The sequence below is a fragment of the Pseudomonas sp. BP8 genome (assembly GCF_017875955.1).
Classification (GTDB): domain Bacteria; phylum Pseudomonadota; class Gammaproteobacteria; order Pseudomonadales; family Pseudomonadaceae; genus Aquipseudomonas.
Window position 1 is genome coordinate 4,182,705 of record NZ_JAGINK010000001.1, and the last position, 20,849, is coordinate 4,203,553.

Here is a 20,849-nt window from a genome sequence, read left to right on the forward strand (position 1 = left end):
TTGGAAAAAAGTAACCAAAAACCGCTTGCTCCTGCATCCGGCCCTCCGCTGCGCTACGGGTTCCCTCGCTCCGGTCTTGCTCCGGGAGGACCGCGCTGTACGGCCCATCCTGGGCCTCAGCGCTTTCCGGCCATCCATGGCCTCCACCTCCCTGCGCAAGACCTCCACTCGGCCTCCTGACGTCGCGAAGTTACGGGTGGCGTCTGGGCTGGCGTTGTCTTCGATAGTGGCAGGTGTGGTGGATATTCGGGCCTCTTCGCGGGACAAGCCCGCTCCTACAGGGTTGGCGCAGATTTTGAATTCGGCGCAGTACCTGTAGGAGCGGGCTTGCCCCGCGAAGAGGCCGGCACTGCCAATGCAAATCGCAGGGCGCAGCCCTGCCAGCCACCCCACAAATCCGCTGGTAAATAAACAAAGCGAGAGCGCAGCGATTCGCCTGCCGTTGCCCTGGCTGTTGATCTTGATCTTGATCTGGCTCTTGATCTACCAGCGACTTCAAGAGGCCGAGCGCAGGTCTTGCGTAGGGAGGTGGAGGCCATGGATGGCCGGAAAGCGCTGAGGCCCAGGACCACATCAAATGGATAAGCCCCCAACCCACAAGCCACAAAACCACAGAACCGCCAATCCTCCGACAGCAAGTAAACCCGCGACCAGCCCCCCCCCCAACAAATCACCTTTCGTCCCCCCAGCCGATAAATTTCAAGCGGCCTCTTGCACAACAAATATTATGGTATACCATCAGACAACAAGATCAGATAACCCTCCACAGGAGCCGCTCATGAGTTTCGAAATCCGCAAGATCGTCACCTACTCCGAAGAGACCCGCATCGAAGGCGGCAAGGCCACCGACAAGCCGGTGACCATGGTCGGCCTGGCCGTGGTGATCAAGAACCCATGGGCCGGCCGCGGTTTCGTAGATGACCTCAAGCCAGAAATCCGCGCCAACTGCTCCGAGCTCGGCGCACTGATGGTCGAGCGCCTGATCGCCGCCATCGGCGGTGCCGACAAGATCGAAGCCTATGGCAAAGCCGCCGTGGTCGGCGCCGACGGTGAGATCGAACACGCCTCGGCCGTGATCCACACCCTGCGCTTCGGCAACCACTACCGCGAAGCCGTCCAGGCCAAGAGCTACCTGAGCTTCACCAACAAGCGCGGCGGCCCCGGCACCTCGATCCAGATCCCGATGATGCAGAAGGACGACGAAGGCCTGCGCTCGCACTACATCACCCTCGAGATGCAGATCGAAGACGCACCACGCGCCGACGAGATCGTCGTGGTCCTCGGCGCGGCCGACGGCGGCCGCCTGCACCCGCGTATCGGCAACCGCTACATCGATCTCGAAGAACTGGCAGCCGAAAAAGCTCAATAACAATTAATACATGGGCCTGGGCGTGCCATTGCCATGTGCACGCCCGACGCTCAAGGAGCGCCCTTCATGATTCAGCCTGTTGCTGAACGCACACCCGCCGGCACCAGCTACCTGGTGACCGGCCAAGGCCAGCCGGTAGTGCTGATCCACGGCGTTGGCCTGAACAAGGAAATGTGGGGCGGGCAGACCGTCGGCCTGGCCAACGACTACCGCGTCATCGCCTACGACATGCTTGGCCATGGCCAGAGCCACCTGCCTGCCGCCAACACCCCGCTGGAAGGCTACGCCGACCAGTTGGCCGAGCTGCTCGACCACCTGCAGATTCCCCAGGCAACCGTGATCGGTTTCTCCATGGGTGGCCTGGTCGCACGCGCCTTCGCCCTCAATCACCCGCAACGGCTGAGTGCACTGGTGGTACTCAACAGCGTGTTCAACCGCAGCCCGGAACAGAGCGCCGGGGTTATCGCCCGCGCCGCCCAGGCCGCCGAGCAGGGCCCGGACGCCAACGTCGATGCCGCCCTCGACCGCTGGTTCAGCCGCGAATACAAAGCCGCCAACCCCGCTCAAGTCGCTGCCATTCGCCAGATCCTGGCCAGCAACGATCCGCAGGGCTATCACACCACCTATTCGTTGTTCGCCACCCAGGACATGTATCGCGAAGGCGACCTGGGCAGCATCCAGGTGCCGACGCTGATCGCCACCGGTGAACTCGACCAGGGCTCGACCCCGGCCATGACCCGCCAGCTCGCCGCACGCATTCCCGGCGCGCAGAGTGTGGTCCTCGCCGAACAACGGCATATGATGCCGGTGGAAGCGCCTCGCGAAGTCAACAAGATGCTGCTGGACTTCCTCAGCCACGCCCGCACCCTCACCGAATCCGCCAAGGGGATAGTTGCATGACCCTCGCTCGTTTCCAGATGTGCATCGACGGCCAGTGGCTGGATGCGCAAAGTGGCAAGACTTTCGACAGCCTCGACCCGGCCACCGCCCAGGTCTGGGCGCAACTGCCCGATGCCGATGAAGCCGACGTCGAGTTGGCCGTGCAGTCGGCTCAACGTGCGTTCGACGGCAAGGCCTGGCGCGGGCTCACCGCCACGGCGCGGGGCAAGCTGTTGCGTCGCCTCGGTGACCTGATCGCCGAAAACAAGGAACACCTGGCCCAGCTGGAAAGCCGCGACAACGGCAAGCTGATCCGCGAGACCCGCGGCCAGGTCGGCTACCTGCCAGAGTTTTTCCACTACACCGCAGGCCTGGCCGACAAGCTCGAAGGCGGCACCCTGCCCCTGGACAAGCCAGACCTGTTTGCCTACACCGTGCATGAGCCGATGGGCGTAGTGGCCGGGATCATCCCCTGGAACAGCCCGCTGTACCTGACCGCGATCAAACTGGCGCCGGCACTCGCCGCAGGCAACACCATCGTTCTCAAGCCTTCCGAGCACGCCTCGGCGACCATCCTCGAGCTGGCCCGCCTGGCCCTTGAAGCCGGCTTCCCGCCGGGCGTGGTCAACGTCGTCACCGGCTACGGCCCGAGCACCGGCGCGGCGCTCACCCGCCATCCGCTGATCCGCAAGATCGCCTTCACCGGCGGCGCCGCCACCGCCCGTCACGTGGTCCGCAGCAGCGCCGAAAACTTCGCCAAGCTGTCGCTGGAGCTGGGCGGCAAGTCGCCGAACATCATCTTCGCCGACGCCGACCTGGACAGCGCCATCAACGGCGCCGTGGCCGGCATCTATGCCGCCTCCGGGCAAAGCTGCGTAGCCGGCTCGCGCCTGCTGGTGCAGGACGAGATCTTCGACGAATTCGTCGAGCGCCTGATCGAACGGGCCAAACGCATCCGCATCGGCAACCCGCAGGACGAGCAGAGCGAAATGGGCCCGATGGCCACCGCCCAGCAACTGGCTGTGGTCGAAGGCCTGGTAGCTGCGGCCAATGCCGAAGGCGCCAAACTGCGCATGGGCGGCAAGCGTGCCAAGGTCGAGGGTGACGGCTGGTTCTATGAGCCGACCTTGTTCGAGTGCGACAGCAACTCGATGAAGATCATGCAGGAAGAAGTGTTCGGCCCCGTTGCAGCAGTGATCCGCTTCAAGACCGAAGAAGACGCCCTGGCCATCGCCAACGACTCGCAGTTCGGCCTCGCCGCTGGCATCTGGACCCGCGACCTGGGCCGTGCCCACCGCCTGGCGCGGGACGTGCGCTCCGGGATCATCTGGGTCAATACTTACCGCGCAGTTTCGGCCATGGCGCCGATCGGCGGCTTCAAGAACAGCGGCTATGGCCGCGAGAGCGGCATCGATTCGGTGCTCGCCTATACCGAGCTGAAGACCGTGTGGATCAACCTGTCCACCGCGCCGATGCCCGACCCCTTCGTGATGCGCTAAGAGGTACTGCCAAGATGATCGAACCTGGCATCTACAAAGACGTGATGGGCTCGTTCCCGTCCGGCGTCACGGTGGTGACCACCCTTGACCCCGACGGCGGCATCGTCGGTATCACCGCCAGCGCCTTCAGCGCGCTGTCGATCGAGCCGGCACTGGTGCTGTTCTGCCCTAACTACGCTTCGGACACCTACCCGATCCTGCGTGACAGCAAGCAGTTCGCGATTCATTTGCTGTCGGCCGACCAGACTGCCGAAGCCTATGCCTTTGCCGGCAAGGGCAAGGACAAGGCCAAGGGCATCGACTGGCACCTGAGCGAGCTGGGCAACCCGCTGCTGCCCAAGGCCACGGCGATCATCGAGTGCGAGCTGTGGCGCGAATACGACGGCGGTGACCACGCGATCATCGTTGGCGCGGTGAAGAACCTGGTGCTGCCGGCCGAGCCGGTGACACCGATGCTCTATCACAAAGGCAAGCTCGGCGCCCTGCCGCCGTTGGGCTGAGCGTCCCGGGACCTGACGGATACCTTGCAGGAGCGGGCTTGCCCCGCGAAGAGGCCAGCCCGGTGAACGCGGGTGTCTGGCACGGGCTCCGCCCGTGTTCGCGGGACAAGCCCGCTCCTACAGGGGCAGCGCCAGCCCGCGCAATCACTAGCCCCACCTTTTTTAGGGGCCGCGGCGAACCTCACCCTTGTTCGCGGCCCCTGTTTTAATTCCGGAGTACCGGCACATGAGCAACGAGAAATACCAGAAAGGCCTCGAGATCCGCACCCAGGTGCTCGGCGAGGACTACGTCAACCGTTCGATCCAGAACGCCGACGAGTTCACAAAACCGCTCCAGGAGCTGGTTACCGAGTACTGCTGGGGGCACGTCTGGGGCCGCGATGGCTTATCGCTCAAAGAGCGCAGCATGATAAACTTGGCCATGATTTCCGCGCTCAACCGGCCCCACGAACTCAAGCTGCACATTCGCGGCGCATTGCGTAATGGCCTGAGCCGTGAACAGATTCGCGAGATCCTGCTCCAGGTCGGCATTTATTGCGGCGTACCCGCGGCGGTGGACAGCTTTCGCCTGGCCCGCGAAGCGTTCGCCGAAGCCGATGCGGAGTCAACCCGTTAACCGCAGGCTGTTCGACCCACTGCAAGGAGCGTCCCGGGTTCGTGGCGCTCCGGCGATGTTGGCGCAAACAGCCTCATAAAGAGCGCACCTGATGAAACGCCAGCCACTCGACGACAGCTTCAAGGTCAACCGCAACCCCGTAACCCTGCGCGAAATCGTGCTCGACAAACTGCGCAGCGCGATCATGAACTTCCACCTGCTGCCGGGCGATCGCCTGGTCGAGCGTGATCTGTGCGACCGTCTCGGGGTCAGCCGGACCTCGGTCCGCGAAGCCCTGCGCCATCTGGAATCCGAAGGTCTGGTCGAGTTCGCCGATGCCAAGGGGCCGCGCGTGGCGATCATCACCCTGGAAGATGCCCGCGACATCTATGAGCTGCGTTGCGTGCTCGAAGGCCTGATCGTCCAGCTGTTTACCCTCAATGCCAAGGCCAAGGACATCCGCGCCCTGGAGCGCGCCCTCGAGGTCAACCGCGAGGCGCTCGAAGAAGGTGAGCTGCAGCAGGTGATCGACTCGGTGCAAGGCTTCTACGATGTGCTCCTGGAAGGCTCCGGCAACCATGTCGCCGCCACCCAGCTGCGCCAACTGCAGGCGCGCATCAGCTACCTGCGGGCCACCTCGGTGTCGCAAGAGAACCGTCGCGGCGCCAGCAACAAGGAAATGGAAAAAATCGTTGCGGCGATCAAGAGCGGTGATCCGCAGGCCGCCCACCAGGCCTCGGTCGACCATGTACGTGCCGCCGCCAACGTCGCCCTGGAATACCTGCGCCAGAAGCAGAATGACAACACCAAGGTGCGCGACATCGTCGAGCCCCTGGCCCTGAAGGAACCTCGCATAGGCCGCTGACCATGCCCAACGCCCCGCGCTACTGCCCGCACTGCACCACAGAGCTTGCCCGGGGCGTTCCCACCGGCGATACCCACGAACGCCTGCATTGCACGGGCTGTGGCTACATCCACTACATCAATCCGAAGATCATCGCCGGCTGCATCATCGAGCGCGAGGGCAAGTACCTGCTGTGCCAACGCGCCATTCCCCCGCGCCCCGGCACCTGGACCCTCCCCGCTGGCTTCATGGAGGCGGGCGAGACCACCGAGCAGGCGGCCCTGCGCGAAGTCTGGGAAGAAACCGGCGTGCACGCCGAAGTGGTCTCGCCCTATTCGATCTTCAGCGTGGCGAAGATCAGCGAGGTGTACATCATCTTCCGCGCCATCGCCACCGAAGAGACCGGCCAGTTCGGGCCGGAGACCCTTGCCTACAAGTTCTTCGAGCCCGAGGACATTCCCTGGGATGAGATCTACTACCCGGCGATCCGGCAGATCCTCGAGCGTTATATCCTCGAGCGCCAAGCCGGGGTCTACGGGATCTACATGGGCAATGACGACACCGGCAAGGTGCACTTCATTCGCTAGGCTGGCTCGCCTGGCACCCCATTTTGAGCAACTCGGTTGTGGCGACTGCATTCGAGGATTATTCTTGGGAGGTATGTTCCCCCGTCTCAATATGTGAGCGCCGAATATGAAAATCGATGACATGGACGCCTTCGTGGCGGTCATCCGTTGCCAGTCGACCAACCTTGCCGCCGAAGCCCTGCAGCTGACCCAGCCGGCCATCACGCGGCGCCTGCAGAACTTCGAGGAAGACCTGGGCGCCACCCTCCTCGACCGCAACACCAAACCGCTCAAGCCGACCCCGATGGGTCTGCGCGTGTATGACCAGTGCAAGGCGATCCTGCGCGAAATCGATGCCCTGCGCGAGCTGGTCGCCAACGATGGCGCGCCATCCGGCACCCTGCGCCTGGGCGTGCCGCAAACCCTCGGCGATGTGGTACTGCTGGATGCCCTGGCGCAGATCCGGGATACCTATCCCGACCTGCGCACCCAGGTCACCAGCGGCTGGGGCAGCAGCCTGATCGCGCGGATGGAGAACGGTGAGCTGGACGCTGCGGCGGCGCTGTTCCCACCGGGCAAGATCTTCCCCGAAGGGATTGCCAACCAGTCGATCGGACGCATGGCTCTGCGCGTAGTCGCGGCCAAGGGCAGCGCCAGCAAGCGCAGCTACAAACTCAAGGACTGCTACACCCGCGGCTGGGTCCTCAACCCCGACGGCTGCGGCTTTCGCGCAGGCTTGCAGCGCGCCCTGAGTGAGCAAGGGCTGTCGTTGTCGATCAACCTGGAGACCTTTGGCACCGACCTGCAGTTGGGCCTGGTTGCCAGCGGCCAGGGCCTGGGGCTGGTGCCTGAGCCATTGCTGCTGGCCAGCCGGCACCGGGATCAGCTGGACGTGGTCAACGTCAGTGACTTCAAGCCGCAGGTAGACCTGTGGCTGTTCCATCCGCGTTACCTGGGTAACCTGCAGGAGCCGGTGGAGCTGTTCGGCGAGATCGCCGGGGCGCGTTTGCGCGGCTGACATCGCTGGGGGCGCGAAGCGGCCCCCCTGCCGCCAACATCAAATAAACAAAATGCATAACAACAAGATCACTAAATACCACAAACAAATAATTAGCATATAACCAAAAAGACTTTTACAGCCTTCATCAAGACGAATACGGTTCTAACAAATCTACCGTGTTCCAGGGATGAATGCCCATGAGTCACCCCCCATCCGATCGCGCCCTGGCCGAGCTGACCCAAGCCCTGGCCGCCAACGCCGAACGCTACGACCGCAGCGGTCAGTTTCCCCACGACAACTTCAGCCTGCTGCACCAATACGGCCTGCTCGGACTGACCGTGCCGCAAGCCCTGGGTGGCGGCGGCGCCGACCTCGCGACCGCACGCCGGGTAATCGCCGCCGTCGGCAAGGGCGACCCGTCTACCGCGTTGATTTTGGTCATGCAGTACCTGCAGCACTTCCGCCTGCAGGAACAAGGCCGCTGGCCGGAACAGCTGCGCCTGCGGGTAGCGCGCGACGCGGTCGACAACGGCGCACTGATCAATGCCTTCCGGGTCGAGCCAGAACTCGGCACCCCGGCCCGCGGCGGCCTGCCGGCGACCCTGGCACGCCGCACCGGCGAGGGCTGGCGGTTGTCCGGACGCAAGATTTACTCCACCGGCAGCCACGGCCTGAGCTGGTACCTGGTATGGGCGCGCAGTGATGACAGCGACCCGCTGGTCGGCGGCTTCCTGGTGCACAAGGACACCCCGGGCATCACCATCGTCGATGACTGGGACCACCTCGGCATGCGCGCCACCTGCAGCCATGAAGTGCGCTTCGACGACGTGCTGATCCCGCTGGACCACGCGGTCAGCGTCAGCCCGGCCAGCGCGCCGCGCCCAGAGCTCGACGGCGAAGGCCTGCTGTGGATGTCGGTACTGCTGCCGGCGCTGTACGACGGCGTGGCCCAGGCCGCACGTGACTGGCTGGTGCAGTTTCTCAACAGCCGTACACCGAGCAACCTCGGCGCGCCGCTGGCCAGCCTGCCGCGCTTCCAGGACGTGGTCGGGCGCATCGACACCCTGCTGTTCGCCAACCGCAGCCTGCTCGATTCGGCGGTGGCCGGGCTGGTCGACGCAGCCCACGCCGGGCAACTCAAGCACCTGGTCAGCAGCAACGCCATCAAGGCCGTCGAGCTGGCCATCGAGGCCGCCGGCAACCCCGGCCTGTCGCGCCACAACCCGCTTGAACGGCATTACCGCGACGTGCTGTGCAGCCGTATCCATACCCCACAGGACGACGTGGTGCTCGGCCAGGTCGGCCGCGCCGCGCTCGCAGAGGTGCACCCATGAGCCATTCCATCATCGCCAGCCAGCTCGACCCACAGGTTAACCAGCTACTGCGCGAGCAGCTGGCCGACCATGAGGTGATCGACATCGCACCTGATCAGCTCACCCTCGAGGTGCCCGCCGATGTGTTCATCGTGCGTCCGATCAACGTGCGCGGTAACCGCGTCGACACCCCGCCGCCAGGCTGGCCGTGGTCGCTGCGCTGGGTCCAGTTGGTGTCGTCAGGCATCGACTTCTACCCCGACTGGGTGTTCCAGGGGCCGCCGGTAACCAGCGGCAAGGGCGCCAATGCCGAACAGGTGGCCGAGTTTGCCCTGGCCCTGGTATTCGCCGCCGCCAAGCAACTGCCAGGGCTGTGGGTGAAGGACGCCGACTGGCGCCTGACGCCGCTGGCGCAAGTGCGGGGGCGCACGCTGGGCATCCTCGGTTTCGGCAGCATCGGCCAAAGCCTGGCACGCAAGGCCAACGCGCTGGGCATGCACGTGCTGGCCCTGAGCCGGCCGGGCCAGCCAATTGCCGAGGTGCCCGGGGTGCAGCGCGCCGAAGACCTGCAGCAACTGTTCGCCGGCTCCGACCACCTGGTCATTGCCGCGCCGCTGACCGCCGCCACCCGCGGCCTGGTCGATCGCAAGGTACTCGCCAGCGCCCGCCCCGGCCTGCACCTGATCAACATCGCCCGCGGTGGCCTGCTCGACCAGCAGGCCCTGCTCGAAGCGCTCGACAGCGGCCTGATCGGCCGCGCCAGCCTCGACGTCACCGAGCCGGAACCGCTGCCCGCCGGCCACCCGCTGTATCACCACCCGCGGGTATTCCTCTCGCCGCACACCTCGGCGATCTCCGAGGACGGCTACCCGGTGTTCCTCGAGCGCTTCCTGGAAAACTTCAGCCGGTACCGCGAACAACAACCCTTGCACAACCTGGTCGACGCCCAGCGCGGCTACTGACCCTGCCCCCTTTCTCGGAGATTGCCATGAGTTCACTTTCTGTCGTCAGCCACGCCACCCAGTCCGTACGCCAACGGGTCAGCCCTGAAGAGTGGGAAGTGCGGGTCAAGCTCGCCGCCGCCTATCGGCTGGCCGCACTGTTCCGCTGGACCGACCATATCTACACGCACTTCTCGGCGCGGGTGCCGGGCCCGGAAGAGCACTTTTTGATCAATGCCTTCGGCCTGCTGTTCGACGAGATCACCGCCTCCAACCTGGTCAAGGTGGATGTCGACGGGACCATCATCGACGACCCGCTGGGCCTGGGCATCAACCAGGCCGGCTATGTCATCCACAGCGCGATTCACCGTGCCCGCCACGACCTCAAAGCGGTGCTGCATACCCACACCCGCGACGGCGCGGCGGTGTCGGCGCAACGCGACGGCCTGTTGCCGCTCTCGCAGCACGCCTTGGCCTATTACAGCCGCGTGGCGTACCACAACTACGAGGGCGTGGCGCTCGACCTCGACGAGCAGGAGCGGCTGGTGGCCAACCTGGGCGAGAGCAATATCCTGATCCTGCGCAACCATGGCCTGCTTACGGGTGGGGTCAGTGTCGAGCATGCGTTCCGCGAGCTGCACGGGCTGGAACGCGCCTGCAATATCCAGGTGGCGGCGCAGGCCGGCGGCAATGCCGAACTGCTGCATGCGTCGCCGGCGGCAATTGCCAAGGTGCATGAACAGTCCAAGCGGTTTTCCGACGGGCTGGGGGAAGGCATCCAGCGGCATTGGGATGCGCTGATTCGTCAGCTGGACCGTGAGGGGCGTGATTACCAGGAGTGATTTTTGTCGTCAGAGCCGGCCTCTTCGCGGGGCAAGCCCGCTCCTACAGGGTTTTCGTAACAGCATCAATCCTGTAGGAGCGGGCTTGCCCCGCGAAGAGGCCGGCCCAACCAGCACAACGCCTGCTTGGTAACCCGCCCCGGACTTGAAGGAACAACCCCATGACCCCACACCGCCTCGCCAAAGGCGTCCTGGCCGCATGCGCCCTGACGCTCGGCCTTGCCGCCTGCTCACCGTCCAGTGACGACGCCACCGCCAAGACCCTGAACATCGCCTTCTGGGGCGACAACACCACCCTGGTCAGCGTCGACCCGTTCCAGGTCTACTGGCTCGAACACCGCGTACTGCTGCGCAACGTCGCCGAATCGCTGACCGACCAAGACCCTGCCAGCGGCAAGATCATCCCCTGGCTGGCGAAAAGCTGGGAGATCAGCGACGACGCCCTCAGCTACACCTTCCACCTGCGCAACGACGTCACCTTCAGCAACGGTGAACGCTTCGACGCCAAGGCCGTCAAGGCTGCCTTCGACAGCAACAACGCCTTCGCCAAGCAGTTGCCTGCCACCTTCGGCGCCACCTACCTGGCCGGCTACGACCACGCCGAAGTGGTCGATGACTTCACCGTGCGCCTGGTGCTGTCGCGCCCCAACGCAGGCTTCCTGCAAGCGACCTCCACCACCAACCTGGCAATTCTCGCCCCAGCCTCCTACCAGCTCACCGCCCAGGAGCGCTCGCTGGGCAAGATCATCGGCACCGGGCCATTCGTGCTCGAACACTACACCCCGGAAGTCGGCGCTCGCCTGGTCAAACGCGCAGACTACGCCTGGGCCTCGGCCAACGTGAAAAACCAGGGCGCCGCCCACCTGGATGCGGTCGAGATCAGCTACATCGCCGAAGAAAGCGTGCGCAACGGCCTGTTCCTGCAGGGCAAGGCCGACGTGCTGTGGCCGCGCAACCCGTTCTCCGAAGTCGACCTGAAACTGTTCCAGTCCAAGGGCGCCACCATCCAGAGCCGTTCGCTGCCAGGCCCGGCCCTCAACCTCTACCCCAACACCCGCGGCGAGCGCCTGCTGGCCGATCGTCAGGTGCGCCTGGCGCTGCAGAAGGCCATCGACCGCACCAGCTACGCCCACACCGTGTACAACGCCGAATTTCCGGTGGTCAGTGGCGTGTACGACGTCACCACGCCGTACTTCAAGGCCCAGGCCGACAAGCTTGCCTACGACCCGCAGGGCGCCGAACGCTTGCTCGACGCCGCGGGCTGGAGCAAGGGCGACGACGGCTACCGGCACAAGGACGGCAAGCGCCTGACCCTGAGCTACAACCTCACCCCGGCGGAAAGTGCCGGCGACGTGCTGGTCCAGGATCAACTGCGCAAGGTCGGCATCGACCTCAAGCTGAACGTGCTGACCCGCGCCGAGTGGGTAGCCGGCAACGCCTCGGGCAACTATGACCTGACCTCCACCTACATGACCCGCGCCGACCCGATCATCCTGCAGACCATCCTCGACCCGCGCGCGGCCAACAGCGCCACCTTGGCCACCAACACCTACGAAGCGCCGGTGCTGGCCAAGGCGCAGGCGCTGTTCGACCACGGCATCACCGCCACCGAAGACGCGCAACGCGCCCAGGCCTACGGCCAATTGCAGGACCTGCTGATCGACGAGGGCTCGGCCTTCCCACTCTACGAACGGGTCTGGCAGGCCGCCACCTCGGCACGGGTCAAGGACTTCCGCTGGACCGCCGAAGGCTTCGCCTTCCTCAGTGACATCGAGGTCGGCCAGCCATGAGCCGCTACCTGATCGGACGCATCGGCCAGGCGCTGCTGGTGCTGTGGGGCGCCTATACCATCACCTACTTCATCCTCTACCTGCTACCGGGCGATACCCTGGCGATCATGCTCAGTGCCTCGGGCATGGAAGCCGATGGCCTGTCGCCTGCCGACCTGGCCCAGGCCAAGGCCTACTATGGCCTGGACAAGGGCCTGTTCGAGCAGTACTTCGACCTGCTCTGGCGCGCCCTGCATGGCGACCTCGGCCAGTCGTTGTCGCTCAACCGCCCGGTCAGCGCGCTACTTGCCGAACGCTTGCCGCAGACCTTGTCACTGGCAGGGCTGGCGATTGTCCTGTCGCTGCTGGGTGGGGTTGGCCTGGCCTACCTCGCGGCCTACCTGCAATGGCAACCGTTGAAGGTTGCCCTGAGCCGGCTGCCCTCACTGGGCTTCTCGGTGCCGGTGTTCTGGATGGGCCTGTTGTTGATCCAGGTCTTCGCCTTTGGCCTGGGCTGGTTCCCGGCCACCGGCAGCCGCGGTTTCGACAGCCTGGTGCTGCCTGCCGTGACCCTGGCCATCCCCAGTGCCGCGGTGTATGCCCAGGTGCTGATGCGTGGTTTCCAAGGCGTGTGGCAGGAGCCATACATCGTCACCGCGTTCGCCAAGGGCCTGAGCCGTGCCCAGGTGCAGGCACGCCACGGTTTGCGTAACGCGGCGCTGCCGATTCTCACCCTGGTCGGCTTGCAGGTGGGCAACACGGTGTCGGGCGCGGTGCTGGTCGAGACGATTTTCTCGCGTAACGGCGTCGGCCGTCTGGCCCAGGAGGCGGTGCTGCGCCAGGACATTCCCGTGGTGCTGGCCATCGTTGCCGTTTCCGCAGCGGCCTTTGTGCTGGTCAACCTGATCGTCGACTTGCTCTATCCATACCTCGACCCGCGCATCACTCACTCGCCAAAGGTGTCGTAAGCCATGACCACCGATACCCGTCCATATGCCTCCGGGCAGGTCGCTGCCAGTGCGCCCAGTTGGCGCCGGCGCACGCGCCTGCAACGTGTCAGCCAAACCCTGGCGCCGCTGCTGCGCCGTCCAGGCTTCAGCCTGGCGCTGCTGATCGTGCTGTTCGCCCTGGCTTCAGCGCTGGTCCCGCACTGGCTGACCAGCTTCGACCCGTACGCCACCTCGCCGCTTGAAAAACTCAGCGGGCCAAGTGCGCTGCACTGGTTCGGTACCGACGAACTGGGCCGCGATCTGTACACCCGGGTGGTCTACGGCGCAAGTCTGTCGGTGCAGGCCGCACTGCTGGCGGTGGGCATCGCCCTGCTCGGCGGCCTGGGCCTGGGCGTGCTGTCGGGCTTTGCCGGCGGGCGCATCGATGCCGTGATCATGCGTATCGTCGATGTCTTGCTGGCCCTGCCCGGCCTGCTGCTGGCCTTGGCGATCGTCACCGCGATCGGCTTTGGCACGGTGCCGGTGGCCATTGCGGTCGGCGTCGGCATCATTCCGGGCTTTGCCCGCACGACCCGCGCCGAAGTACTGCGAGTGAAGACCCTGCCCTACGTCGAGGCCGCCCGCCTGGGTGGCGCGAGCTGGGCGCGGACCTTGCTGCGGCACATCCTGCCCAACGCCTGGGGCCCGGTCGCGGTGCTGGCGACGCTGGACTTCGGCGCGGCAATCCTGGCCACCGCCGGCCTGAGTTTTCTCGGCTTTGGCGCGGCCCCACCGGCTGCCGAGTGGGGCACGCTGATCGCCAATGGCCGGCACTTTCTGATCACCGCGCCGTGGGTATCACTGCTGCCTGGGCTGTTCGTGGTGGCGGTGGTGTTCAGCCTCAATCACCTGGCGCGAACCTTCGAGGAGCAACAACGATGAGCACCCCGGCTTTGATCGAGGTCCGCGACCTCGCTGTCAGCTATCGCTTTGCCGGCCAGATCACGCAGGCCGTACGGCAGTTGTCATTCAGTCTCAGCCAAGGCGAGACGGTGGCCATCGTCGGCGAGTCCGGCTCGGGCAAGTCGACCCTGGCCAACGCCCTGCTCGGCCTGCTGCCCAGCAATGCGCAGATCGACGGCGGCCAGCTGCGTGTCGACGGCCAAGACCTGACCCACGCCAACGAACAGCAAAAACGCCAACTGCGCGGGCGCACCATCGGCCTGGTACCGCAAGACCCGATGGTCAGCCTCAACCCGACCTTGCGCATCGGCCAGCAGATTGCCGAAGCGCTGATCCTGGCCCAGGGCCGGCGTTACCCCGCCGTCGATGCCGATGTCCTTGAGCTGCTGGGCCAGGTCGGCCTGGACAACCCGCTGCTGCGTGCTCGCCAGTACCCGCACGAGCTCTCTGGCGGCATGCGTCAGCGGGTGTTGATCGCCATTGCCTTGGCCGGCAATCCGCGGCTGATCATCGCCGACGAGCCGACCAGCGCACTTGATGTGACGGTGCAGCGCAAGATCCTCGACCACCTGCAACAGTTGGTGGCCGAGCGCGGCATCTCGCTGCTGATCATCACCCATGACCTGGGCGTTGCCACCGACCGGGCCGACCGCTTACTGGTAATGAAGCAGGGTGAACTGGTCGAGCAAGGGCCGCCCAGGCAGATCGTCGCTGCCCCTCAACATCCCTACACCCGCGCCTTGCTCGCCGCCGCGCCGGCCTTCGGCAACCCGCGGCCAACGCGCCCGACACCCGCGCTGCAGGGTCCGCCCATCCTAAGCCTGGAGCAGGTGGGCAAGCGCTTCGAGCTGCCTCGGGTCAACGGCCAGGCAACGCACTTTACCGCCCTTGAAGGGCTCAACCTGCAGGCCTACCCCGGCCAGACGCTGGCGATCGTCGGCGAATCCGGCTCGGGCAAGAGCACCGCGCTGCGCATTGCGCTGGGCCTGGAGTCGCCCAGTGCAGGCCGCGTGCGCTTTGCCGGTGACGACGTGACCGGGCTGGGCTGGCGCGCGTTCCGGCCGCTGCGCAGGCGCATGCAGCTGGTTCAGCAAAACCCCTTCGCAGCACTTGATCCACGCTTTACGGTGTTTGACAGCATCGTCGAGCCGCTGGTCTCGTTCGGCCTGCTCAAGGGCGCGGCGCTGGAGCAGGCGGCGCGCGAGTTGATCAGCCGGGTGCACCTGCCGCTGAGCTACCTGGACCGCTTGCCGCGAGAGCTGTCCGGCGGCCAGCGCCAGCGCGTGGCGATCGCTCGGGCACTGGCCTTGCAGCCTGAATTGTTGTTGCTTGATGAGCCGGTGAGTGCGCTGGATGTGTCGGTGCAGGCGCAGATTCTCGAGCTGTTGGATGAGCTGCAGCGTGAACTGGGAATCGCCTATGTGCTGGTCTCGCATGACCTCGCAGTGGTGGCGAGCATGGCTGACCACGTGCTGGTGCTGCGCCAGGGGCGGGTGGTGGAACAGGGGCCGGTTGCGCAGGTGTTTGATCGGCCAGAGAGTGACTACACCCGTGAACTGATTGCGGCGATTCCGGGGCGGCGGGCGGTGGCGGCCTGAGCCAGAGGTGCGCTGGAAATCCTGGGGCTGCTTTGCGGCCCCATCTCAAAAAAACAAAGAACGCATATTTACAAATAGAATACATCAGCAATTTGCATAATTAGCTTAGAACCACAAAGCCTTTCACAACCCCCTGCCCCACCCGCTATGTTCAGCACATGTCCGACCCCCTACACGGCGGAGGCCTCTCACACATGCACTGAATCGCGGAGTCCTCCAATGAGCAAACGACAGATCAAACTCGGCGCCATGATCCATGGCGTAGGCCACGGCTGGGGCGAGTGGCGCCATCCCGAGGCACTGGCCGATGCCAGCGTCAATTTCGCTTTCTACAAACAGCAGGCGCAACTGGCCGAAGGCGCCAAGTTCGACTTCGCCTTCATCGCCGACAGCCTGCACATTCACGCCAAATCCAGCCCACACTACCTCAACCGTTTCGAGCCGCTGACCATCCTCTCGGCCCTCGCCGCAGTCACCGAACACATCGGCCTGGTGGCCACGGTCACCGTCAGCTACACCGAGCCGTTCCAGGTTGCCCGCCAGTTCGCTTCGCTGGATCACATCAGTGGTGGCCGGGCCGGCTGGAACGTGGTCACCTCGTGGCTGTCGGGCACCGCCGACAACTTCGGCAAGGCCGAGCACCCACCGCATGCGGTGCGCTACCGGATCGCTCGCGAACACGTCGAGGTCGTCAAAGGGCTGTGGGATTCGTGGGAAGACGACGCCTTTACCCGCGACAAACAGAGCGGTGAATTCTTCGCCCCGGACAAGCTCCACGCGCTCAATCACCAGGGCGAATTCTTCAAGGTCAAAGGTCCGCTGAACATCCAGCGCTCGCGCCAGGGCCAACCGCTGATCTTCCAGGCCGGCGTGTCCGAGGACGGGCGCAATTTCGCCGCGCAGAACGCCGACGCGATCTTCGTCAGCCCCGAGTCGTTCAGCGAGGCGCGCAACTACTACCAGGACCTCAAGCAACGCGCCGCGCGCCATGGCCGCAACCCCGACGAGCTGTTCATCCTGCCCGGCATTCGGCCGATCATTGGCCGCGATGCCGAGGAAGTCGAGCAGCGCTACCAGCAGGCGGTCGAGCTGGTCAGCATCGAGGACGCCATCGTCGCTCTGGGCCGGCCATTCAACGACTACGACTTCAGCAGCCATGCACTGGATGCGCCCTTCCCCGACCTCGGTGAGCTGGGCAGCAACAGCCACAAGGGTACCTCCGACCAGATCAAGCAGCAGGCCCGCGAGCACGGCCTGACCTTGCGCGAAGTCGCTCTGCGCTTCTCGCGCCCCCGCCGCGATTTCGTCGGCACCCCCGAGCAGGTCGCCAACGCGGTCCAGGACTGGTTCGAAGACCGCGCCGCCGACGGCTTCATCATCAATTCGCTGCTGCCGGATGGCCTGCAGTACTTCACCGAGCTGGTGGTGCCGCTGCTGCAGGCGCGCGGCCTGGTGCGCGAGGAATACCAGGGCAACACCCTGCGCGACAACTTCGGCCTGGCCGTGCCGGCCAACCGCAACACCCTCAAGCGCAGCCAAGACGCCGTGGCCTGAGCCACGCTCCAGACAAGGAACCGTTTACCCATGAGTCTCGAATTCATCGGCCTTATCGGCCCTCAGGAAGGCAGCGAATCACAGGCGCCACGCGGCCCCCTGGTTGACCTGGATTTCATCAAGGCTTTCGCCCAGGCCCAGGAATATGGCGGCTTTGACAAGGCCCTGCTGGCAGTCAACACCAGCGCCCCCGACTCGATGATCCTCGCCAGCTACGTCGCCGCGCTGACCGAGCGCATCGGCCTGCTGGTGGCCCACCGACCGGGCTTCCAGGCGCCAACCTTTGCCGCCCGCCAATTTGCCACGCTTGATCAGCTAAGCCGCGGCCGCGCCTCGATCAACGTCATCACCGGTGGCGACAGTGGCGACCTGCAACGCGATGGCGACTACCTGGACAAGGACGCCCGTTATGCCCGCACCGACGAATACCTGCAGGTGCTGCGCCAGACCTGGACCGGCAGCGAGCCGTTCGATCACCACGGCGAGCATTACCGGGTGGAAGACAACCTGACCCTGGTGAAACCGGTCGAGCACCTGCCGATCTACTTCTCCGGCGCTTCCGACGCGGCGGTGGAAGTCGCCGCCAAGCATGCTGACGTGTACATGATGTGGGGCGAGCCGCTGGAGCAAGTTCGCGAGCGTATCGCCAAGGTGCGTAAAGCCGCGGCACGTTATGGGCGCGAGGATAAGATCCGTTTCAGCCTGTCATTGCGGCCGATTCTCGGCGCCAGCGAAGAGCAGGCCTGGGACCGCGCCGAGCGTATTCTCGAGGATGCCCGGGTGAACATTGGCCAGCGCCAGGGCAAGCGTCGCGACAAGCATTTCGGCACCAGCAATGCCGGCTCCGAGCGGTTGGTCGAGCTGGCCAGCCAGCGCAAGGTGCATGACACCCGGTTGTGGACGGAGATTGCCGGGTTGACCGGGGCGGCGGGGAATTCGACTGCGCTGGTAGGTACGCCCGACCAGGTCGCCGAGGCGGCATTGGCTTACTACGACCTTGGCGTCACCACCTTCCTGTTCCGTGGCTTTGATCAGCTGCGCGATGCGGTCGAATATGGGCAGCAGTTGCTGCCGCGGATTCGTGGGTTGGTCGAGCAGCGGGAGGCTGAGCGCAGCGTTCGCCGCGCTTGAGTTGATTGCCTTACTGAATGCTATCGCGGGGCAAGTCAGGTAAGACTTGGCCGCCTGATCTGGGGCTGCTTTGCAGCCCTTTCGCGACACGAGGCCGCTCCCGCACTGTCCGCGTTTGCTCTGTAAATAAGGGCATGCGCGACCGGCGTGGGAGCGGCCTTGTGTCGCGAAAGGGCCGCAAAGCGGCCCCAGCTTCTTACCCGACTGGCACTGGGGCAAGCCCGCAACCGGCTTGGCACACTTAAAATCAGTATTTCAGATTTTATTAAAAGATAATATTCAAAAAAAGCATAATTAACTTAGAACTAAAAAGCCTTTCACATAAAGTTGAAATCGCATTAAGTTCTGTAAACCGACCCCCAACCTGGCGGAGGCAAATGGATTTCCGCCAACCGCCGTCGGGCTTTTGCCGTCTACCTCGACCCTTCCCGACCCGTTGCGCGAATCCGATTCACACTTTTTCGGAGCTCGTGACATGGGATTGTCCCGCAGAGATTTAATCGCCCGCCTTGCCGCCCTCGGTGGCTACTCGGCAGCAATGGGCGCACTTGGGCAAAATGCCTTCGCCGCTACCTTCGAACCCCTGCAACTGGCCGCCAACGGCGGCAACGGGAAGCGTGTAGTCATCGTCGGCGCCGGCATCAGTGGCCTGGTATCGGCCTACGAACTGCGCAAGGCCGGCTTCTCGGTCAAGGTCCTGGAAGCCCGCGAGCGCGTCGGCGGCCGAGTCTGGACGCTGCGCGGCGGCGATCGCATCGAACATAACGATGGCAGCAGCCAGACCGTCGAATTCGACCAGGGATTGTTCTTCAACGCCGGTGCCGCCCGCTTGCCCAGCCACCACCTGACCATCCTCGGCTACTGCCGCGAACTGGGTGTCGAGCTGCAGGTGCTGGTCAACAGCAGCCGCAACGCCCTCGCCCAACCCGACCTCAGCCGGCCACCCCTGCTGCTGCGCCAGGCGGTCAATGATACCCGCGGCCACTTCAGCGAACTGCTGGCGCGCAGCGTCAACCGCAACAGCCTCGACAAAGAGCTCAGTGCGCCACAGCGCAAAGCGCTGCTGGAGTTTCTCAAGGTGTACGGTGACCTCGATGCCGAGCAGCAATACCGTGGCTCGGTGCGCTCGGGCTACACCCGCTTCGCCGGGGCCGGTGACCAGACACCGATCCAGCGCCAACCGGTACCGCTCGAGCAACTGCTGGACAACAACCTGTTGCTGCCACTGGTGTTCGACGAAATCCCCGAATTCTCGTCGACCATGTTCCAGCCGGTCGGCGGCATGGACCAGATCCCCAAGGCGTTCTACCGCCAGGTCAAGGACAGCGTGCAGCTGGGCGCCGAAGTGACCAGTGTGCGCACCGGCGATAATGGCAGCCAGATCACCTGGCGCGACCGGCGTACCGGGCGTATCCAGGTCGAACAGGCCGACTACGCCATCGTCACCCTGCCCTTGCCCCTGCTGGCCCGCCTCGACAGTAACTTCAGCGCCGAGGTGCGCAAGGCGCTGGGCCAGGCCGAAGGCGACAAAGCCAACAAAGTCGCCTGGCAGTCACCGCGTTTCTGGGAGAGCGACTTCCAGATCTATGGCGGCCTCTCCTACATCAATCACGAAGCCCGCACCCTGTGGTACCCGAGCGACCGGCTGAACAGCGCCCAAGGCGTGCTGGTGGCCACCTACAACACCGGCGCGGTCGCCGAACAGTTCGCCGCCAAGGCGCTCAGCGCGCAGATCGCCTCCTCGCGCCAGGCCGTCGAATCGCTGCACCCCGGGCACAGCCACAAGCTCGGCCGGCCGCTGGCGATCAACTGGTCGAAGATCCCTTTCAGCGAGAGCCCGTGGATCGTCCACGACGAGGTCGCCCAGCCGGCCTACGACATTCTCAACCGGCCTCAGGGACGCACCTGGCTGGCCAGTGACGCGCTCGCCCATGGCGGGGTCGGCATCTGGCAGAACAGCGCTGCCGAGTCCGCCCGCCGGGTAGTCGGCCAGATCGCTCAACACGCCGCCCAGTCAACCCGCGGCGCCGCCGCCTGATCGTCAAGGAAGCCTGACCATGCCACGCCTGTCCCTGCTCGCCGGAGTTCTCATGAGCCTGACCCTGACTGCCCACGCCGACGGCATTCGCCGCATCGACCCACCGGGCTCGAACTTTCCCATCTCGCAACTGGTAACGGTGCCCACCGGCAGCCAACTGACCTTTGTCAGCGGCACCCTGCCCGATGTGGCCGACCCCAAGGCTGCCAAAGGCAGCATCGCCGCCTACGGCAACACCGAAACCCAGACCCGTTCGGTGCTCAACAAACTGCGTAACGCCCTGCGCAGCGAAGGCCTTGATCTGGGCGATATCGTTCAGTTGCGGGTGTTCCTGGTCGGTGATCCCGACAAAGCCAACCAGCTCGACTTCGCCGGCCTGCAAGCGGCCTACACCGAGTTCTTCGCCACCGCCGAACAGCCACGCAAGCCCACCCGCACCGCCCTCCAGGTAGTGGCCCTGCCATTGCCCGGCGCCCTGGTCGAAATCGAAGCGATCGCAGCCAAGGCGCCCTGAGTGCG

19 protein-coding genes are annotated in these 20,849 nt (G+C 64.9%); all 19 read left to right on the forward strand.

Going from position 1 to position 20,849, the window contains the following annotated elements:
- The first annotated feature begins 778 nt into the window (after nt 1–778).
- The 19 genes from J3B00_RS18210 to J3B00_RS18300 all read left to right on the forward strand — a co-directional run bounded on the left by J3B00_RS18210 (nt 779) and on the right by J3B00_RS18300 (nt 20,844).
- Nucleotides 779–1,369: an amino acid synthesis family protein gene (locus tag J3B00_RS18210; protein ID WP_119141396.1), complete on the forward strand. Its 591-nt coding sequence runs from the start codon at nt 779–781 to the stop codon at nt 1,367–1,369.
- A gap of 66 nt (nt 1,370–1,435) precedes the next feature.
- Entirely contained in the window at nt 1,436–2,269 is an 834-nt protein-coding gene (locus tag J3B00_RS18215) for an alpha/beta fold hydrolase (protein ID WP_209869758.1), read from the forward strand.
- Nucleotides 2,266–3,747, forward strand: a complete 1,482-nt coding sequence (locus J3B00_RS18220; protein ID WP_209869761.1) for an aldehyde dehydrogenase — start codon at nt 2,266–2,268, stop codon at nt 3,745–3,747. The genes J3B00_RS18215 and J3B00_RS18220 overlap by 4 nt, the downstream gene beginning before the upstream one ends.
- Before the next feature lie 14 nt (nt 3,748–3,761).
- Nucleotides 3,762–4,247 carry a flavin reductase family protein gene (locus J3B00_RS18225; RefSeq protein WP_209869764.1) on the forward strand — a complete coding sequence of 162 codons (486 nt, stop codon included), beginning with the start codon at nt 3,762–3,764 and terminating at the stop codon, nt 4,245–4,247.
- 226 nt (nt 4,248–4,473) lie between these two features.
- Nucleotides 4,474–4,863, forward strand: a complete 390-nt coding sequence (locus J3B00_RS18230) for a carboxymuconolactone decarboxylase family protein (protein ID WP_119141404.1) — start codon at nt 4,474–4,476, stop codon at nt 4,861–4,863.
- A gap of 91 nt (nt 4,864–4,954) precedes the next feature.
- Entirely contained in the window at nt 4,955–5,707 is a 753-nt protein-coding gene (locus tag J3B00_RS18235) for a GntR family transcriptional regulator (RefSeq protein WP_209869767.1), read from the forward strand.
- A gap of 2 nt (nt 5,708–5,709) precedes the next feature.
- Nucleotides 5,710–6,273 (forward strand): NUDIX hydrolase, encoded by a 564-nt coding sequence (locus J3B00_RS18240; protein ID WP_209869771.1) that lies wholly within the window; start codon nt 5,710–5,712, stop codon nt 6,271–6,273.
- A gap of 106 nt (nt 6,274–6,379) precedes the next feature.
- Nucleotides 6,380–7,270 carry a LysR family transcriptional regulator gene (locus tag J3B00_RS18245; RefSeq protein ID WP_209869774.1) on the forward strand — a complete coding sequence of 297 codons (891 nt, stop codon included), beginning with the start codon at nt 6,380–6,382 and terminating at the stop codon, nt 7,268–7,270.
- A 179-nt stretch (nt 7,271–7,449) separates the two neighbouring features.
- Complete coding sequence (locus J3B00_RS18250; protein ID WP_209869777.1) at nt 7,450–8,586, forward strand: acyl-CoA dehydrogenase family protein; 1,137 nt, start codon at nt 7,450–7,452, stop codon at nt 8,584–8,586.
- Nucleotides 8,583–9,527, forward strand: coding sequence for a D-isomer specific 2-hydroxyacid dehydrogenase family protein (locus J3B00_RS18255; protein WP_209869780.1), 945 nt, complete (start codon nt 8,583–8,585; stop codon nt 9,525–9,527). Before J3B00_RS18250 ends, J3B00_RS18255 begins: the two co-directional genes overlap by 4 nt.
- 26 nt (nt 9,528–9,553) lie before the next feature.
- Entirely contained in the window at nt 9,554–10,348 is a 795-nt protein-coding gene (locus tag J3B00_RS18260; protein ID WP_209869783.1) for a class II aldolase/adducin family protein, read from the forward strand.
- Nucleotides 10,349–10,509: 161 nt separating this feature from the next.
- Nucleotides 10,510–12,138, forward strand: a complete 1,629-nt coding sequence (locus tag J3B00_RS18265) for an ABC transporter substrate-binding protein (RefSeq protein ID WP_209869786.1) — start codon at nt 10,510–10,512, stop codon at nt 12,136–12,138.
- Nucleotides 12,135–13,085 carry an ABC transporter permease gene (locus J3B00_RS18270; protein ID WP_209869789.1) on the forward strand — a complete coding sequence of 317 codons (951 nt, stop codon included), beginning with the start codon at nt 12,135–12,137 and terminating at the stop codon, nt 13,083–13,085. The genes J3B00_RS18265 and J3B00_RS18270 overlap by 4 nt, the downstream gene beginning before the upstream one ends.
- A gap of 3 nt (nt 13,086–13,088) precedes the next feature.
- The gene (locus tag J3B00_RS18275; protein ID WP_209869792.1) at nt 13,089–13,988 is read left to right on the forward strand and encodes an ABC transporter permease; all 900 of its coding nucleotides are present in this window, start codon (nt 13,089–13,091) and stop codon (nt 13,986–13,988) included.
- Entirely contained in the window at nt 13,985–15,607 is a 1,623-nt protein-coding gene (locus J3B00_RS18280) for an ABC transporter ATP-binding protein (RefSeq protein WP_209869795.1), read from the forward strand. The genes J3B00_RS18275 and J3B00_RS18280 overlap by 4 nt, the downstream gene beginning before the upstream one ends.
- Nucleotides 15,608–15,826: 219 nt before the next feature.
- Nucleotides 15,827–17,161: an LLM class flavin-dependent oxidoreductase gene (locus tag J3B00_RS18285; RefSeq protein ID WP_209869798.1), complete on the forward strand. Its 1,335-nt coding sequence runs from the start codon at nt 15,827–15,829 to the stop codon at nt 17,159–17,161.
- 30 nt (nt 17,162–17,191) lie between these two features.
- Complete coding sequence (locus J3B00_RS18290; protein WP_209869801.1) at nt 17,192–18,292, forward strand: LLM class flavin-dependent oxidoreductase; 1,101 nt, start codon at nt 17,192–17,194, stop codon at nt 18,290–18,292.
- Nucleotides 18,293–18,767: 475 nt separating this feature from the next.
- Nucleotides 18,768–20,330 (forward strand): FAD-dependent oxidoreductase, encoded by a 1,563-nt coding sequence (locus J3B00_RS18295; protein WP_209869804.1) that lies wholly within the window; start codon nt 18,768–18,770, stop codon nt 20,328–20,330.
- 19 nt (nt 20,331–20,349) lie between these two features.
- Nucleotides 20,350–20,844: a RidA family protein gene (locus J3B00_RS18300; RefSeq protein ID WP_209869807.1), complete on the forward strand. Its 495-nt coding sequence runs from the start codon at nt 20,350–20,352 to the stop codon at nt 20,842–20,844.
- The last annotated feature ends 5 nt before the right edge of the window (nt 20,845–20,849 follow it).

Excerpts from the sequence above, each read along its gene's own strand:
- J3B00_RS18210 (WP_119141396.1), top strand. The coding sequence starts at position 779 with ATGAGTTTCGAAATCCGCAAGATCGTCACCTACTCCGAAGAGACCCGC.
- J3B00_RS18215 (WP_209869758.1), top strand. The coding sequence starts at position 1,436 with ATGATTCAGCCTGTTGCTGAACGCACACCCGCCGGCACCAGCTACCTG.
- J3B00_RS18220 (WP_209869761.1), top strand. The coding sequence starts at position 2,266 with ATGACCCTCGCTCGTTTCCAGATGTGCATCGACGGCCAGTGGCTGGAT.
- J3B00_RS18225 (WP_209869764.1), top strand. The coding sequence starts at position 3,762 with ATGATCGAACCTGGCATCTACAAAGACGTGATGGGCTCGTTCCCGTCC.
- J3B00_RS18230 (WP_119141404.1), top strand. The coding sequence starts at position 4,474 with ATGAGCAACGAGAAATACCAGAAAGGCCTCGAGATCCGCACCCAGGTG.
- J3B00_RS18235 (WP_209869767.1), top strand. The coding sequence starts at position 4,955 with ATGAAACGCCAGCCACTCGACGACAGCTTCAAGGTCAACCGCAACCCC.
- J3B00_RS18240 (WP_209869771.1), top strand. The coding sequence starts at position 5,710 with ATGCCCAACGCCCCGCGCTACTGCCCGCACTGCACCACAGAGCTTGCC.
- J3B00_RS18245 (WP_209869774.1), top strand. The coding sequence starts at position 6,380 with ATGAAAATCGATGACATGGACGCCTTCGTGGCGGTCATCCGTTGCCAG.
- J3B00_RS18250 (WP_209869777.1), top strand. The coding sequence starts at position 7,450 with ATGAGTCACCCCCCATCCGATCGCGCCCTGGCCGAGCTGACCCAAGCC.
- J3B00_RS18255 (WP_209869780.1), top strand. The coding sequence starts at position 8,583 with ATGAGCCATTCCATCATCGCCAGCCAGCTCGACCCACAGGTTAACCAG.
- J3B00_RS18260 (WP_209869783.1), top strand. The coding sequence starts at position 9,554 with ATGAGTTCACTTTCTGTCGTCAGCCACGCCACCCAGTCCGTACGCCAA.
- J3B00_RS18265 (WP_209869786.1), top strand. The coding sequence starts at position 10,510 with ATGACCCCACACCGCCTCGCCAAAGGCGTCCTGGCCGCATGCGCCCTG.
- J3B00_RS18270 (WP_209869789.1), top strand. The coding sequence starts at position 12,135 with ATGAGCCGCTACCTGATCGGACGCATCGGCCAGGCGCTGCTGGTGCTG.
- J3B00_RS18275 (WP_209869792.1), top strand. The coding sequence starts at position 13,089 with ATGACCACCGATACCCGTCCATATGCCTCCGGGCAGGTCGCTGCCAGT.
- J3B00_RS18280 (WP_209869795.1), top strand. The coding sequence starts at position 13,985 with ATGAGCACCCCGGCTTTGATCGAGGTCCGCGACCTCGCTGTCAGCTAT.
- J3B00_RS18285 (WP_209869798.1), top strand. The coding sequence starts at position 15,827 with ATGAGCAAACGACAGATCAAACTCGGCGCCATGATCCATGGCGTAGGC.
- J3B00_RS18290 (WP_209869801.1), top strand. The coding sequence starts at position 17,192 with ATGAGTCTCGAATTCATCGGCCTTATCGGCCCTCAGGAAGGCAGCGAA.
- J3B00_RS18295 (WP_209869804.1), top strand. The coding sequence starts at position 18,768 with ATGGGATTGTCCCGCAGAGATTTAATCGCCCGCCTTGCCGCCCTCGGT.
- J3B00_RS18300 (WP_209869807.1), top strand. The coding sequence starts at position 20,350 with ATGCCACGCCTGTCCCTGCTCGCCGGAGTTCTCATGAGCCTGACCCTG.